This is a genomic window from Streptococcus sp. NLN64 (genome assembly GCF_015831295.1).
Lineage (GTDB): Bacteria > Bacillota > Bacilli > Lactobacillales > Streptococcaceae > Streptococcus.
Genome location: NZ_JADXDQ010000006.1, coordinates 37,791 through 51,494, shown reverse-complemented (window position 1 = coordinate 51,494; position 13,704 = coordinate 37,791). Strand labels below are relative to the sequence as shown.

Genomic DNA, 13,704 nt, shown 5'->3' with positions numbered 1-13,704 from the left:
AAAAAAATAATCAAACAGGGTGGCGATTTCTGCCTACCTGTCAAAGGAAATCAAAAAGGATTATTGGAAGATATTGTTGCTTGCTTTTCCTATGACCAAGAGTCTGTAGTAGATTATTATGAAACTATTGAAAAAGCTCATGGTCAAATCGAAACACGAAAGTATGAAGTTGTCCACGACACTTCTTGGTTCCGAAAAGACCATCCAGATTGGCCTCATGTTCAATGTTTGGGAAAGGCTATTTGTATTATTGAGAAGGATGATAAGGTAACGCGTATCGAGCGCTATTTTGTCTTGAGTACGAAGGTATTAGCTGACGAACTAGCCAGCTATGTTCGGGGCCACTGGAAAATCGAGAGTATGCACTGGCTATTGGATGTTGTTTTCCGTGAAGACGCTAATAAAACTTTAAATAAACAGTTAGCCTTTAACCTGAATATTATCGACAAATTTTGTTTGAGTGTGTTAAGAAATCTTGATGTTGGTAAAGATATGAGTATGAGACGAAAGAAGTTCCATTTGAGTATGGTATTCGATAAATTTTTAAGAGTACTAATTTAAAAAAGATTCTAGCAGGGAATAAATCTACTAGAATCTTTCGTGCGTTTGTCGCCGTTTTTTAGAACTGATCGTCATTCATTTTCTCTGTTTTTCAACAAAAAAAAGAACGACAACCTAAGTCGCCGTCCTATCACTTGTTTTAGTTTGGATAGATGTAAGTAACAGTACCTTGTGCAGTTGTAGGGTCAAAGGTTCCACGGTAGTTTCCAATTTGTTGGATTCCGTTGTAGTTTGACTCGTAAACTTGGATAGCATTTTCAGATTCAACTGCTGTAACGTAGGCAACGTGTCCGTAACCACCGTCATTCCAAGATGCAACGGCACCAACTTGAGGCGTTGTACCAGTACGGAAACCTGCTGCAGCTGCAGATGCAGCCCAGTCACCACCGTTACCCCAGTAATCGCCAACCCAAGGCGCCATCACTTTAACACCCCAAGTACATTGACCAACAGGGTAGCTTCCTGAAGTGTTGTAGTTGTAAGTCGGTGTGATTGATCCTGTTTGAACTTCTTGAGCCGCTTGTTGAGCCGCAGCTTGCTCTGCTGCTTGACGCTCAGCCTCAGCTTGTTGGGCTGCAGCCTGTTCAGCCGCTTGACGCTCAGCTTCTGCTTGAGCAGCTGCTGCTTGCTCTGCCGCTACACGTTCTGCTTCAGCTTGTTGGGCTGCTTGGTCAGCTGCTGGAGCTGGATTTTCTTCAGCTTTTGGAGCTTCAGGAGTTGGAGTCTCAACAACTGGTGCTTCAGGAGTCGCTGGGGTGTCTGAGACTGGGGCTTCCGCTGCTGGAGCTGCTGCTACAGGTGCATCAACCGCTGGAGCTGCTGATTCGTTAGCCACAAGATTTGCCACAACTGGGGCTTCAACGAGTGGTGTCACAACTGGGGCTTCCGCTGCTGGTGTTTCAACTACAGGAGCTACTGGAGTCGCAACTGCTTCGAAGGCAAGTGGTGCAACTTCAGCAGCTGGAGCTGCAGCCTCAACCGCAACTGGTTGTGCATATACAGCAGCTTCACGTGGCCAAACTGCGTCTTGACGAACTTGCAAGCCAGTACGGAAATCGGAATCTTCAAGTGCATCAATCAACAATTGAGAGAACGCCGCGTTCTTTTCTGAAGGATTCTTTTCAGTTTCAACAACCGCTTCTTCTGCAAATTCTTCGAATGTATCTAAAACATTCCCATGAGTACCTGTTACACCGAAAACAGATGTAAGGTCATTCATTGTTGGAACAGTTGTTGTAGAAACTGCTTCCGCGATGATGTCACTTACTTGGTTATTTTGTAAAGATACTTCTTGTGTTTCAGCTGTAACCGCTTGAGCTTCTAAAGCGGATGCTCCCGCTACAGATCCAAGAACTGCAACTCCGGTAACCAATTTTTTCTTAGTTGTAAATGCCATATGTAAATTTCTCCTTTAAGTTGTTCGCTGATTAACGAAACAAGTAGCGAACCAATCTAGCTTAACTAGCTAAAAAAAGTATAGCAAAAATCCGACCGCCTGTCCGTTACGAAAAGATTACAAAAGATTAATAAACCGTGCCACTACTTGTCACTTGTTTCAATTGGATCTTCCAAAGCCTCTTCTTCTACAACTTCCACAGCCGTTTCTTCCACTACAGGTGCATTTAGAGGTGCATTTACAACTGCTTTTAAGGCTGTTAATTCAAAGGTCAAGTAGACACCGTCTACATCTAGCACCATCTTGTTGGCTTCACGGTCAATCTCATCGATGACCCCATATAACCCACCGATGGTAACAATTTCTGTCCCTTTAGCCAGACTAGCCATCTGTTCTTGGCGTTTCGCTTGTTGTTTTTTTTGCTGACGTTGCATAAAAAACAACATTCCTCCAAAGATCAATAGCATCCAAACAAATTGTAAATTCATAGTTGTCTCCTTTATTTCTATTCACTCTACTATATCAAATCATACCCCTAGTGACAAGGAAGAGAGTGGTCGGTCACATACAAAAACCGGCCCAAAGGGCCGGCGCTTCAACTCATTAAAGGGCTGAGATTTTTGCTTTCACATTTTCAAGGTTAAAGCCATATTCGTCAAGAACTTTTCCTGCTGGGGCAGATGCTCCAAAGGTATCAATGGCTAGAACATCTCCGTCGAGTCCAACATATTTATACCAAGACAGGCTTGCTCCCATTTCAACCGCTAGGCGTTTGCGAATGGCACTTGGTAAAACTTCTTCTTTGTAGGCTGCATCTTGTTGATCAAAGACGTCAGTGGACGGCATGCTGACCACGCGCACTTTGACTCCCTCAGCTTCCAATTCTTTGGCAGCTTTCACAGCCAATTCGACTTCAGAACCAGTTGCAATGACAATGCGGTCAAAATCTGCAGCCGTTTCATAAACCACGTAAGCACCACGCGCCACCTTGTCAAAGTCTGTCCCTTCTTGAACTTCCAAGTTTTGACGAGTCAAGACAAGGGCAGTTGGGGTCGATTCACTGGTAAGCGCTTGGTACCAAGCTGCTTGTGTCTCACGCGCATCCGCTGGACGGAAGACATTGAGGTTCGGCATGGCCCGCAAACCAGCCAAGTGCTCAATTGGTTCATGAGTTGGTCCATCTTCACCAACCGCGATAGAATCGTGGGTGAAGACATAAGTCACTGGAAGCCCCTGAAGAGCTGCCAAACGAATCGCTGCTTTGAGGTAGTCTGAGAAGACGAAGAAAGTTCCTCCGTAAACTCGAAGTCCACCATGCAAGCTCATACCGTTCAAGATCGTTCCCATAGCAAACTCACGGACACCAAATTGAATATTGCGGTTGAGACGATGAGCATCATCTTGCAAACCATCTGCTTTGATATAGGTCATATTGGAATGAGCCAAGTCTGCAGATCCTCCAAGGAAAGTTGGCAAGACTGCTGCTGCCGCATTCAGAGCATCTTGGCTGGAGTTCCGAGTAGCTTGGGAGAAGCCTGCTTCATGAACAGGGAAATCCTCTGGTTTGATGGTTACCGGATCACGACCTTCGATGATGGCAGTCACTTCATCTGCTAAGTCAGGATGAGCTGCTTTATAAGCTTCTACTAAAGTTTCCCATTCAGCGTAGGCTGCTTGTCCACGGTCCACGACATTCTCTTTAAAGTCTGCATAAACTTCTGCGGGTACCTCAAAGGCCTCATAGTCCCAGCCCAGAGCTGCACGCGTTGCCGCTGTTTCTTCAGCCCCTAAAGGTGCCCCGTGAACGGCATTGGTTCCTTGTTTATTTGGAGAACCATGTCCGATGACAGTCTTCACTTCGATCAAGGATGGTTTACCAGACTCTTTTGCCCGCGCAACGGCTGCTTGGATAGCTGCCACATCTGTTCCATCTTCAACCAAATCCGTATGCCAACCATAGGCTTGGTAACGGCCTTTCACATCTTCTGTGAAGGAATCTTTTGTTTCTCCATCTAAGTTGATGTCATTGGAGTCATAAAGAACAATCAACTTGTCTAGTTTTTGCAAACCTGCATAAGAAGCCGCTTCTGCGGAAACACCTTCCATCAAATCCCCATCACCAGCAATGACATAAGTATAGTGGTCGAAGATTGGGAAACCCTCACGGTTGTATTTGGCCGCCAAGAAGCGCTCTGCTTGAGCAAAACCAGTAGCCATGGAAATCCCTTGTCCAAGCGGTCCAGTCGTAGCATCTACACCAGCTGTGTGCCCATACTCTGGGTGACCCGGGGTCTTCGAACCCCATTGACGGAAATTCTTAATTTCTTCCATGCTGACATCTTCAAATCCTGAGAGATGAAGCAGAGCATATAAGAGCATCGAACCATGCCCAGCTGAAAGAATAAAGCGATCACGATTGATCCAATTTGGTTGCGCCGGATTCAAACGCATCTCTTTTGTGAATAGTTCATAAGCCATTGGAGCTGCGCCCATCACCACCCCTGGGTGACCTGACTTCGACTTTTCGATCGCATCAATTCCTAAAAAACGAATAGCATTAACGGATAATGTTGACATGTGTGTCCTCCTCTAATCGAGATCCTAAAGCAATTTTTACCAAATCCATTATATGAAAATTATCCGCATCTCGCAATGGATACGGATAATTCCCAACTATTATAGAAGCGCCTTAAATTGAATGTTGGAGTCTTCTAAGAAGTAATCATCAAATCCACGTGGGTGGTGATACTCGATCTTATCTTTATCCAATGGATAAGTGTATTTGCCGCCTACTTCCCAAATGAATGGGTGGAACTTGTAATCTAGACGCTCTTTACGCATTTTCCAAAGCTGGAGAATTTCATCGGTCGATGCCATAAAGTTAGACCAGATATCGTAGTGAACCGGAATAATAACCTCAGCTCCAAGATTTTCCGCCATCCGAAGAAGGTCGATTGAAGTCATTTTATCTTGGATTCCGATTGGGTTGTCGCCATAGTTGTTGATGGCTACATCAATCTTGAAGTCACGTCCATGTTTGGCAAAATAGTTAGAGAAATGAGAATCCGCACCATGGTAGATGGTTCCACCAGGAGTCTCAAAGACATAGTTGACCGCTTTACGGGCCATCAATTCATCCGTCACCGGAAGGCCTGCTAAGCTACCGCCATTTTCTTCGTAACCGTCAATCGGCAAGGTCACCAAACAAGTACGGTCGAAAGACTCAACAGCGTGGACTTTAATATCTTTGAACTCAAAGCTATCTCCTGGAGCAATGCGGATAATCCGGTCTGCAGGAACACCCCATTTTTCCCAAATATCACCAGACTCAACTGGACCTACAAATTTAACATGATCCAATTTTGGATTATTGATGATTGCAGCTGCAGTGTTAATATCCATGTGATCACTGTGCACATGAGATACCATGTAGTAATCCAATTCGTTGATTGCAAATGGATCAATCACCATTGGCTGAACACGCAAGTTTGGTTGCAATTTACGCACCCCTGCCATGTTGGCCATTTGGTGACCCCAGACCATATCTTTTACCTTCTTAGTCGATTTTCCACGAGAAGACCAAAGATCCATGACCACATTGGCACCACCAGGTGTTTTAATCCAAACACCACAGTTGCCCAACCACCACATCGCAAAGTTGCCTTCCGCAACCACTTCTTCTTCAATCTCTTCGTTCAACCATGTGCCCCACTCAGGGAATGTTGAAAGAATCCAAGACTCACGTGTAATGTCTTTTACATTCGCCATCGCTATATCCTCCGATTTCTTTTATACATCCAGTATAGCCCTAAAAACGGTTCCAAAAAAGCCCAAAAGGAACACAGAACTGTGTTCACTCTTGGACTGAATTTTTTTCACAAGGAGGGTGTCCAGACTAATGCGACTGCTCTAACGGACCCTTCCAAATCAATCAGGAAAAACCGGGAAGCTTACTTCTTCTAACCGATTCAAATCTTCCTCTAATTGCTTTAGGGTAGCTGGATATTCCAACGCTAATGAATCTGCATTTGGGAAATAATCCAACAAGGCCAGTAAATCTAATTCTCCTCCAAAGAAAGAAGCAACTTTAAGAAGCCCCCCTTCCTTTTTAACATTTTTACAGTGAAGATAGGTTGTTGTCTGACCTAAGACCTGAGCTGCTTCGACAGTTGACTCGCCTACAAAGGCCCAATTAGCTATATCAAAAACAAATGAGAGAGGAAGTCTGGCTTCTCCCACCAATTCCATCACTTTTTGGCAATTGGATAGAGTCGCTGCAAGAGGATCTTGGTTATTTTCAAGCCGAAGCTCCACCTCAGAAGAGAAAGTAGTTTCCCACTCTTCTAAAGTTTTACGAGAAATTTTGGAAGCATCTCCAATATTCAACTTCAAAAATGGAGCCCCTAGAATTTTTGCACTTTCGCAATACATAGAGAGTTCTGGATTTACCCTGTCCCCTTGAAGAAAATCAACATTGGCGCTGAAGAAAAGCGAGATTCCTAATTCATCCGCTCGTTCTCGGATTTCTACCAGTTCCTTATATCCTCCAGTCAAAAACTCACTACGTATTTCCAAACGGTTCAAATCCAATTCTTTGACCAAATCCAACAACTCAATCTGCCCAATTCCTTGCGATAATTTTTCAGAAAAGCAAATAGTATTTAAAATAACGTCTTGTCTCTTCATAAAGTTGCCCTTCTTAAAGCCACCAACTCTTTCCAAACAGGTTTCATTGCCAACATAACACGCTGATAAACTTTGTATTTTTCTAGATAGTGATCCTTATCCCCTGGCATAAATCGCTTCTCGATGGCGACCATATTTTCCATCGTTTCACTCAAGCTTGCATTGGTTACTGCTTGGTGACAGGCAATTGCTCCTCCTAAGCCACCTAATTCTTTGACCTTAGGAACCTCAACAGGAACTCCCAAGATATCCGCGAACATTTGCATCCAGGCGTCAGAATTCGTTCCTCCACCTGATAGACGTAATACGCTAGGTTCGTGATCCAAGGATTGAATCAACTGTTCCAAATGTTGTTTATGGGCAAAAACAATCCCTTCATAAACCGCTCGAATCATTTCCGATTTACTGGACTGGGTCGTTAATCCAAAGAAACAAGCTTCCGCCGGCTGCCCAACGTTGCTGCCGTATAGGAACGGACAATAGAGAATATTGGAAAAAGTAGCATCGGTTTCTTGAAGAAACACTTCAAGGGTGTCGTAGATAGACTCCTCCCTATCTTTCAGGTGTTGCATTTCTTCCATCATTAACATTTTCAAAATCGCATCTAGATTCCCCGCCGATGTCGGACTGCTTGCCTCAACTAAATATTCTCCAGTCGGAAAATAAGAATTCATAAGACCACTATCTATAGAAGCTGGGACCTTACTAGGATAAGTGTTAATATTCCAGGTTCCAGCTATAAGACTGAAGGTGTCCGAATCCAAAACACCCGACCCAAGGGCACAAGCATCAATATCAAACAGCCCTCCAACCACTGGAGTTCCCTCCAGCAAACCTGTCTGATAAGCTGCTTCTTGACTGACACCTCCCACAATTTGCTTATAATCTACCAAGGGAGGCAAAGCAGAATCCATTTCCACTATTCCGAAAAACTCCGTAATGGCCGGATCATAGGTCCCGGTTTGAAAATTAATCCAATGATTTCCGGAAGCATCTCCAATTTCTTGTTGAACCAAACCTGTTAGTTTAAATCTAACATAATCCTTGGCGGACAGGACTGCTCCAATTTGCTGATAGCAGTTTGGACGATGGTCCTTTAACCACCGCAACAGAACGGGTGCTTGTGGAGCAACGATATGCTGGTGCGTCAAATCCCAGATTTGACGCACTCGACTTTCAAACTTTTCAGCTAACTGACTAGCACGACTATCTGCAGATAAAATCCCTGAACAGAACTCTTGTTGCTGGTGATCCAACAGGTAAAGTCCCTTTCCATGACCAATGCAGGCAACAGCTTTAATAGCTGAAGCAGGTAGGCTTGAAAGACGAATACTCTCCCGAATCGTATGAGAAATAGCCTCCCAAGTTTCTCCTAAATCAACTTCATAGAAACCAGCTTCTACTTCTTGTCGTTTGGTAGCAAAGGAAGAACTTGAAATCTCCGTTCCCTGTTCATCAAAAATAATAGCCTTTGTACTTGTTCCACCGTAATCAATACTCAAATAGTAGTTCATCCTATCCCCTTTCTAAAGTCATAAGAGGCTGGAACCAACTAGGGCCAACCTCTCACATTACTTTACTAATACTCATTACATTTCAAAATCTGAATGTGTTAATCCTCTACGCCGAACCCTAGTTCTGCCTTCATCGGATTGCCTGTTCAGATTTCGAACTGTTTCGAGTATAAGTTACCCTTAGCGAATCATCGACAGCAGAACATCTTTGCCAAAACTTATAAATTCAAGTCTTTTGTGGCAGGATCCTGTGCTTGACGATTGGCTTCAACAGCAGTTGGTTTAAAATAAACTCTCTCTGCATTATTGTATAGGACATCTTCCAACTCTGCTTGCGTAAAGATATCCAGTTTTTCCAACCACGTTGCTAACTCTTCGTAAGTATTAAAGGTTGCCGACCACGGTGAATCTGTTCCCCAAATCAAGCGTTTAGCTCCCAAAACCTCTTTCGCAATCCGCACATTCGCTTCTGATTTCGGAAATGGAAAATCATCCGGACGATCAATGTCTTGAATAGCTGAGAGGTCAGTATAGATGTTCTCAAAATCCTTCCACATGGATAACTCAGCTCGTAAACGGTTTGGAGTATCTGCATGTGGGAAGGACAGGTGACAAACTACAAAATCCAAACTTGGGTAAAGACTAGCTAAGTTAGCAATCGCATCCGGTTGGTGACTAATCTGATCAAAATTTCCATAATCAACTGTCACTACAAAACCTGGATAATCTAGGAGATAGGACAAAATAAGACTTACATGGGGATCTGTGTCTAAGCGGAATGGTGTTTTTTGGCCACGGTAACCATGGATTCCTCCACCCTGACTGATTTCAAATTTAATCGCACGGAAGCCCAACTCCTCCACATGACGCTGGACAATAGTCATCGCATTTTCGGCATAAGGATCCACTGAGAAGGCTCCTGTAAAACGATCTGGATAACGTTTCATAGCTAGGTAAGTGTAATAGTTTTGATAGCCATTCAAATGACCTTGTAAAATCACGGCTTTTTCAACGTCATTTTCATCCATATATCTCAACAGAGACTCAGCGGAAAAATCTTTATCTCCATAGCCATCTTCAATCAACTTAATCAAGTCCCCATCATCCCAGATAGCATAACCATTTCCAAGTGCATTTAAACGCCCCTTGCCATTAAATCCTGAAATCGTATCCACAATATGTGCATGTCCATCAATTTTTTTCATAAGGTTTTCCTTTCGTTTAAAACGCTTACATTTTGAAGCAGCAATTCTTTAACATCTAAATATACTATTCCTCTGAGATGAAAATTTTCTCAGTACTTCCATCAAAACCACTATTTTTACCTGCCATTACACGGAGATAATCGTAGATGCTTTCCCGCTTGGTACGCAAAAGGAAGAGGAAGGCTAGATAAATAATGACTGTTAAGCCAATCAAAAGAGGATTACCAGAAATCCAGGCAAAGAAAACGACTGCTGTTAACGGATGTGCCAACAAGTTAAAACTCATAATCAACACAACTCCTTGCGGAAGAACTGATCCATACTGCTGAACAGCTTCAGTATAGATTGGACCAAGGGCACTGGCTGCGTAGAGACCAAGGGAGAACCAAATAATTCCGTTCAGAATAGCTTTCAGAATATTCCCTTTAGACACTGCAATCATAGCCTCAATCATAAATGGAATAGCAATTAAATCAACAACTGGTAAAGCGCGATTCCCTGGAAGCAACAAGGCTACCAATACCATAATGGGAACTAAGATCAAGCCGGCAATAATGGTAGCTGGTTCTCCGAACCCTACCCCATCATCCACTGCAATGAACCAACGTTTTTTGTCTGCAAGAGCTTCTTCTGATTCGCTCTCTTTCTTTTTATTTTTTTCAACAGCTTCCGCAAGAGGACCAAAGGCGCTAGCAAAAACTCCTGTAATAAGCGGGAACACTGTCATAACAGCAGCGAGAGACATTGCAAAACCGAGGATTCCGCCCCAAGCATCGAGACTGGACAACTCTTTCAAACTTCCCAAAATACCGATAATCAAACCAAGGATAAATCCCAGGGTCATAGGTTCCCCAAAAATACCCAATTTTGTTTTCAGAGATTCCGGATTTAGCTTAACCTTGTTCACACCAAGCAAATTCCAAAGTGGATCTAGAATGAGGGCAGGAACTAACGTTTCAATGTTATGAATGGAGTTAATTGTCGCATTTTTAACACCATAGTATTCAGACCAACGATCAGCAACAACTTCTGACATAATCAAGGAATAGAGCAGAACAAAAACCATAAAGGCAAAGGAAAGGGCAAAATTTCCAGTAGCTGCATAGGCCATGGTTCCCCAAATCATGTACCCAAAGTTATTCCAAAGGTTAGAAGGCACGAAAACTCTGGTAATTCCCACTAAGAAAAGAACCAACTCAATCAAAAGACCAAAGACAAAGAAGGAAAGACCTATGGATGAGGAGAAAGCTGTTAGGGAACCTGTTTGCCATCCAATATCGACAATCGGAAGATTCAAACCTGCCGTCTCAACCATCTGCTGGATGTATTTGGTCACTAAAGGAGTAAAAGAAGAGATAACCCATCCAAATCCTGTCAAACCAACTCCAGCCCTGAGAGCACTAAAGAAGGCTCTCTTGGGACTGACTTTTAAAAATAAACTGACGATAAAAATCATCACCGGAACCACAATCGTGGCTCCAAATACATTAAAGAAATTTTGTAAGGCTGCTAACATCGCGCACCTCCTTAGTTATTAACCACATTCACTGGTTTTCCAGCAAAATAAGAAATAATATTTTCGGCTGCTTCTTCTGCCAAGGTTCGACGACCTTCAATGGTTCCAGTTCCCGCATGCGGGGCCATGATAACATTATCAAGAGCTCGAAGTTCTTCAGAAACGGCTGGTTCAAACTCAAAGACATCTAAACCAGCTCCAGCAATTTCTCCCGTTTGCAAAGCCTCAATCAGATCTGCTTCAGAAACAATCGGACCCCGAGCCGCATTAATCAAGTAACTCCGGTTCTTCATTCTCTTAAACACATCACGGTTGAATTTGTGTTTTGTAGATGGAAGAGACGGTGCGTGAATGGTCATCACATCTGCCCTTTCCACAAGTTCATCAAATGAAACATAGGTTACACCCAACTCAACCTCACGTTCCTCAGGAAGTCGATAAACATCATGGTAGAGAATCTTCATTCCAAAAGCCTTGGCAAAGCCAGCAACGGTTGAACCAATCCGACCCATACCATAAATTCCCAAGGTAGCTCCTTCAAGTGTCAGTCCTTGGTACTGACGTTCACTCGGATCAATCCAATCTCCTCGGCGGACCACTTGATCATAGAAGGCCAGACGCTTGGTTGCTGCTAACAGAAGACTAAAAGTCATCTCAGCTGTTGGAACTCGCACCGCCTGGGGTGAGTTCGAAACAGTAATCCCCTTACTCTTAGCATATTCAATATCCACGTGATCAAAGCCCACAGCATTCAAAGAGATAATTTTCAAATTCTTTCCAGCATCCAGCATCTCTTGATCACCCTTTTGGCCCATCAAAAGCCAGGCATCATATTCTCCTAGATGCTCTAAGACATATTCTCGTGTAAAAGCTTCTCCATCCGAATAAGTAACTTCAAACGCCTCCATTAATTTGGTCAAACCCTCTTTGGGTACGATACCTGTCACTAACACTTTTTTCTTCGCCATCTTTATCCTCCTAAAGATAATTGATACAATCCAACTTCGTGACTGCCATTATTGGCAGAAAATAGATAGGCTTTTCCATTTTTTTCAAAAGCCAAACAATTACTGGACGCTGCTCCTGCTTCAATAAGGATTTCTCGATAAGCTCCATCTTTAACATTCAAAGCAAAAAGGTCTTTCTGCCCATCACGATAACCAAAAATCAAAAAGTCTTGGCCTAAAAGCCTACCAGCCCAAATAGCGTGACCAAAGGGGGTTGGCTCTTTATAAGCATAAATTTCTTGAGTGAAGTCTTCTGTTAAAATCCGAAAACGATCTCCATGAAAACCCTGAATCAAAGCGTTCTCTAACTGCCCATCGCCATCCAAATCAAGCTGAACAATATCACTGGTTTCCTCCTCGAATAACTGAGTCAAAAGCCAATCGCCTGTTTCACTGTAATCCGGAAAATCTAGACGGAAGATTCCTTCTACTCCCGTAATCAGAGAGTAGCTTCCACCTTCAGGTCTATAATAACCATGATTCTTCTTGAGACGCAGTGGTAAGCTTCGAATTCCAGCTATAGACCTAGAGGTTTTATCAAAGCGCCCAACAAATATCTTGCCATCATCCGACCAGTCCTCTACAAATGCTTTTGAATTGGCGATGGTACACCCAACAAACAATATTTCACCTGATTGAGCTGGAATAAGATCAAAACGATGAAGATAAGGAAAAGTCATGACCTCTTCCACTCGCCACTGCCCATCACCTAGAAAATGGCCATGAACAATGCGGCAATCTTTCGCATCAAAGCCTGGGTAGAAACGCTGAGTCGCCAAGAAATCCATAGAACCTGGGACTTGGATAATGGACATGGTACCCCCGACTTCTGACCAAACCAGAGACTTGCTAAAACGATTGTTCACATCGTAGGCAAAACAAGCTTTCTCTACTTCCGAAGCCACCAAAAGATAATCCTGGTCTTCCTGATACAATCGAGCAACAGCATAACAAGACTCCAGCCGATCCTCAAGAATTTTTGTAAAATCCATCTGAACTCCCTTCTAGTGAAACGGTTAACTAATCGACTAAAATTTTTATCGTCAAAACGAATTTTGACGATTACGTAAAGATAGATGGCATCTAGTTAACCGATTCACTTATCTTATACTCTTATCATACACTTTATCCCACAAAAAGGCAAGCGCTTTCATCGGATTTTTGTTATTTTTTAAAAATCTGTATAAACGCTTGTGCTAATAAAAAATGTCGATTAATGTCGTGGTCTGTAGTCCGTCTTATCCTCTTCTGTAATTTCGCGCAGGACTCGACATGGAACACCAGCAGCAACACTATTAGACGGAATGTCTTGAGTTACTACGCTACCAGAACCTATGATTACATTATCCCCAATTGTGACACCTGGATTGATTTGAACTCCTCCACCAATCCATACATCATTTCCAATTTTAATAGGCTTAGCATAACAGGCACCTTCGAAACGTTCTTGAGGGTCAAAAGCATGATTAGATGTGTAAAGTCCCACACGAGGTCCTATTAGAACCCGATTCCCAATCGTTATTCCCCCACCATCCAACATGACACAATCAAAATTCGCATAAAAATGATCTCCGAGACTAATCTGATCTCCAAATTCACAACGAAAATTGGGTTCAAAAAAAGCTCCCGTTCCAACATTTTTTAACAACTTGGATAAAATTGCCTCTCGTTCAGATGCTGATTTACCATAGCTAGCGTTATACTCATTGGTAAGTCTCACGGCCTTGGCTCTTGCTTCTATTAACTCGGGCGTTAAGTCATCATAGATAACCCCTGATAACATTTCTTTCCTTTGTTCTTCTAAGTTCATATCTTGCCT

12 protein-coding genes are annotated in these 13,704 nt (G+C 43.0%); 1 reads left to right on the top strand and 11 read right to left on the bottom strand.

Features of this window, described 5'->3' with window-relative positions; translation table 11 throughout:
* The coding region (locus I2503_RS01950; RefSeq protein WP_196966846.1) for an ISAs1 family transposase at positions 1-561 on the top strand (561 nt) is incomplete at its 5' end.
* 139 nt (positions 562-700) lie between these two features.
* Here the strand turns inward: I2503_RS01950 and I2503_RS09840 are convergent.
* The 11 genes from I2503_RS09840 to I2503_RS01895 form a co-directional block, all read right to left on the bottom strand.
* Positions 701-1,957, bottom strand: a complete 1,257-nt coding sequence (locus I2503_RS09840) for a CHAP domain-containing protein (protein WP_348769619.1) — start codon at positions 1,955-1,957, stop codon at positions 701-703.
* 143 nt (positions 1,958-2,100) lie between these two features.
* Positions 2,101-2,445 carry a preprotein translocase subunit YajC gene (gene yajC, locus I2503_RS01940; protein ID WP_196091661.1) on the bottom strand — a complete coding sequence of 115 codons (345 nt, stop codon included), beginning with the start codon at positions 2,443-2,445 and terminating at the stop codon, positions 2,101-2,103.
* A 115-nt stretch (positions 2,446-2,560) separates the two neighbouring features.
* Entirely contained in the window at positions 2,561-4,534 is a 1,974-nt protein-coding gene (tkt, locus tag I2503_RS01935; protein WP_196966845.1) for a transketolase, read from the bottom strand.
* 99 nt (positions 4,535-4,633) lie between these two features.
* A complete protein-coding gene (ulaG, locus tag I2503_RS01930) occupies positions 4,634-5,725 on the bottom strand; it encodes an L-ascorbate 6-phosphate lactonase (RefSeq protein WP_196091659.1) in 1,092 nt (363 codons plus the stop codon).
* Positions 5,726-5,884: 159 nt separating this feature from the next.
* Entirely contained in the window at positions 5,885-6,643 is a 759-nt protein-coding gene (locus tag I2503_RS01925; protein ID WP_196966844.1) for an AP endonuclease, read from the bottom strand.
* Entirely contained in the window at positions 6,640-8,157 is a 1,518-nt protein-coding gene (locus I2503_RS01920; protein ID WP_196966843.1) for an FGGY-family carbohydrate kinase, read from the bottom strand. Before I2503_RS01920 ends, I2503_RS01925 begins: the two co-directional genes overlap by 4 nt.
* A gap of 218 nt (positions 8,158-8,375) precedes the next feature.
* Positions 8,376-9,362 (bottom strand): amidohydrolase family protein, encoded by a 987-nt coding sequence (locus tag I2503_RS01915; protein ID WP_196966842.1) that lies wholly within the window; start codon positions 9,360-9,362, stop codon positions 8,376-8,378.
* A gap of 64 nt (positions 9,363-9,426) precedes the next feature.
* Positions 9,427-10,878, bottom strand: coding sequence for a PTS transporter subunit IIC (locus I2503_RS01910; protein WP_196966841.1), 1,452 nt, complete (start codon positions 10,876-10,878; stop codon positions 9,427-9,429).
* 11 nt (positions 10,879-10,889) lie between these two features.
* The gene (locus I2503_RS01905; protein ID WP_196966840.1) at positions 10,890-11,846 is read right to left on the bottom strand and encodes a 2-hydroxyacid dehydrogenase family protein; all 957 of its coding nucleotides are present in this window, start codon (positions 11,844-11,846) and stop codon (positions 10,890-10,892) included.
* Between the two features lie 2 nt (positions 11,847-11,848).
* Complete coding sequence (locus I2503_RS01900; protein WP_196966839.1) at positions 11,849-12,877, bottom strand: hypothetical protein; 1,029 nt, start codon at positions 12,875-12,877, stop codon at positions 11,849-11,851.
* A 221-nt stretch (positions 12,878-13,098) separates the two neighbouring features.
* A complete protein-coding gene (locus tag I2503_RS01895; RefSeq protein ID WP_196966838.1) occupies positions 13,099-13,695 on the bottom strand; it encodes a sugar O-acetyltransferase in 597 nt (198 codons plus the stop codon).
* Between the last annotated feature and the right edge of the window lie 9 nt (positions 13,696-13,704).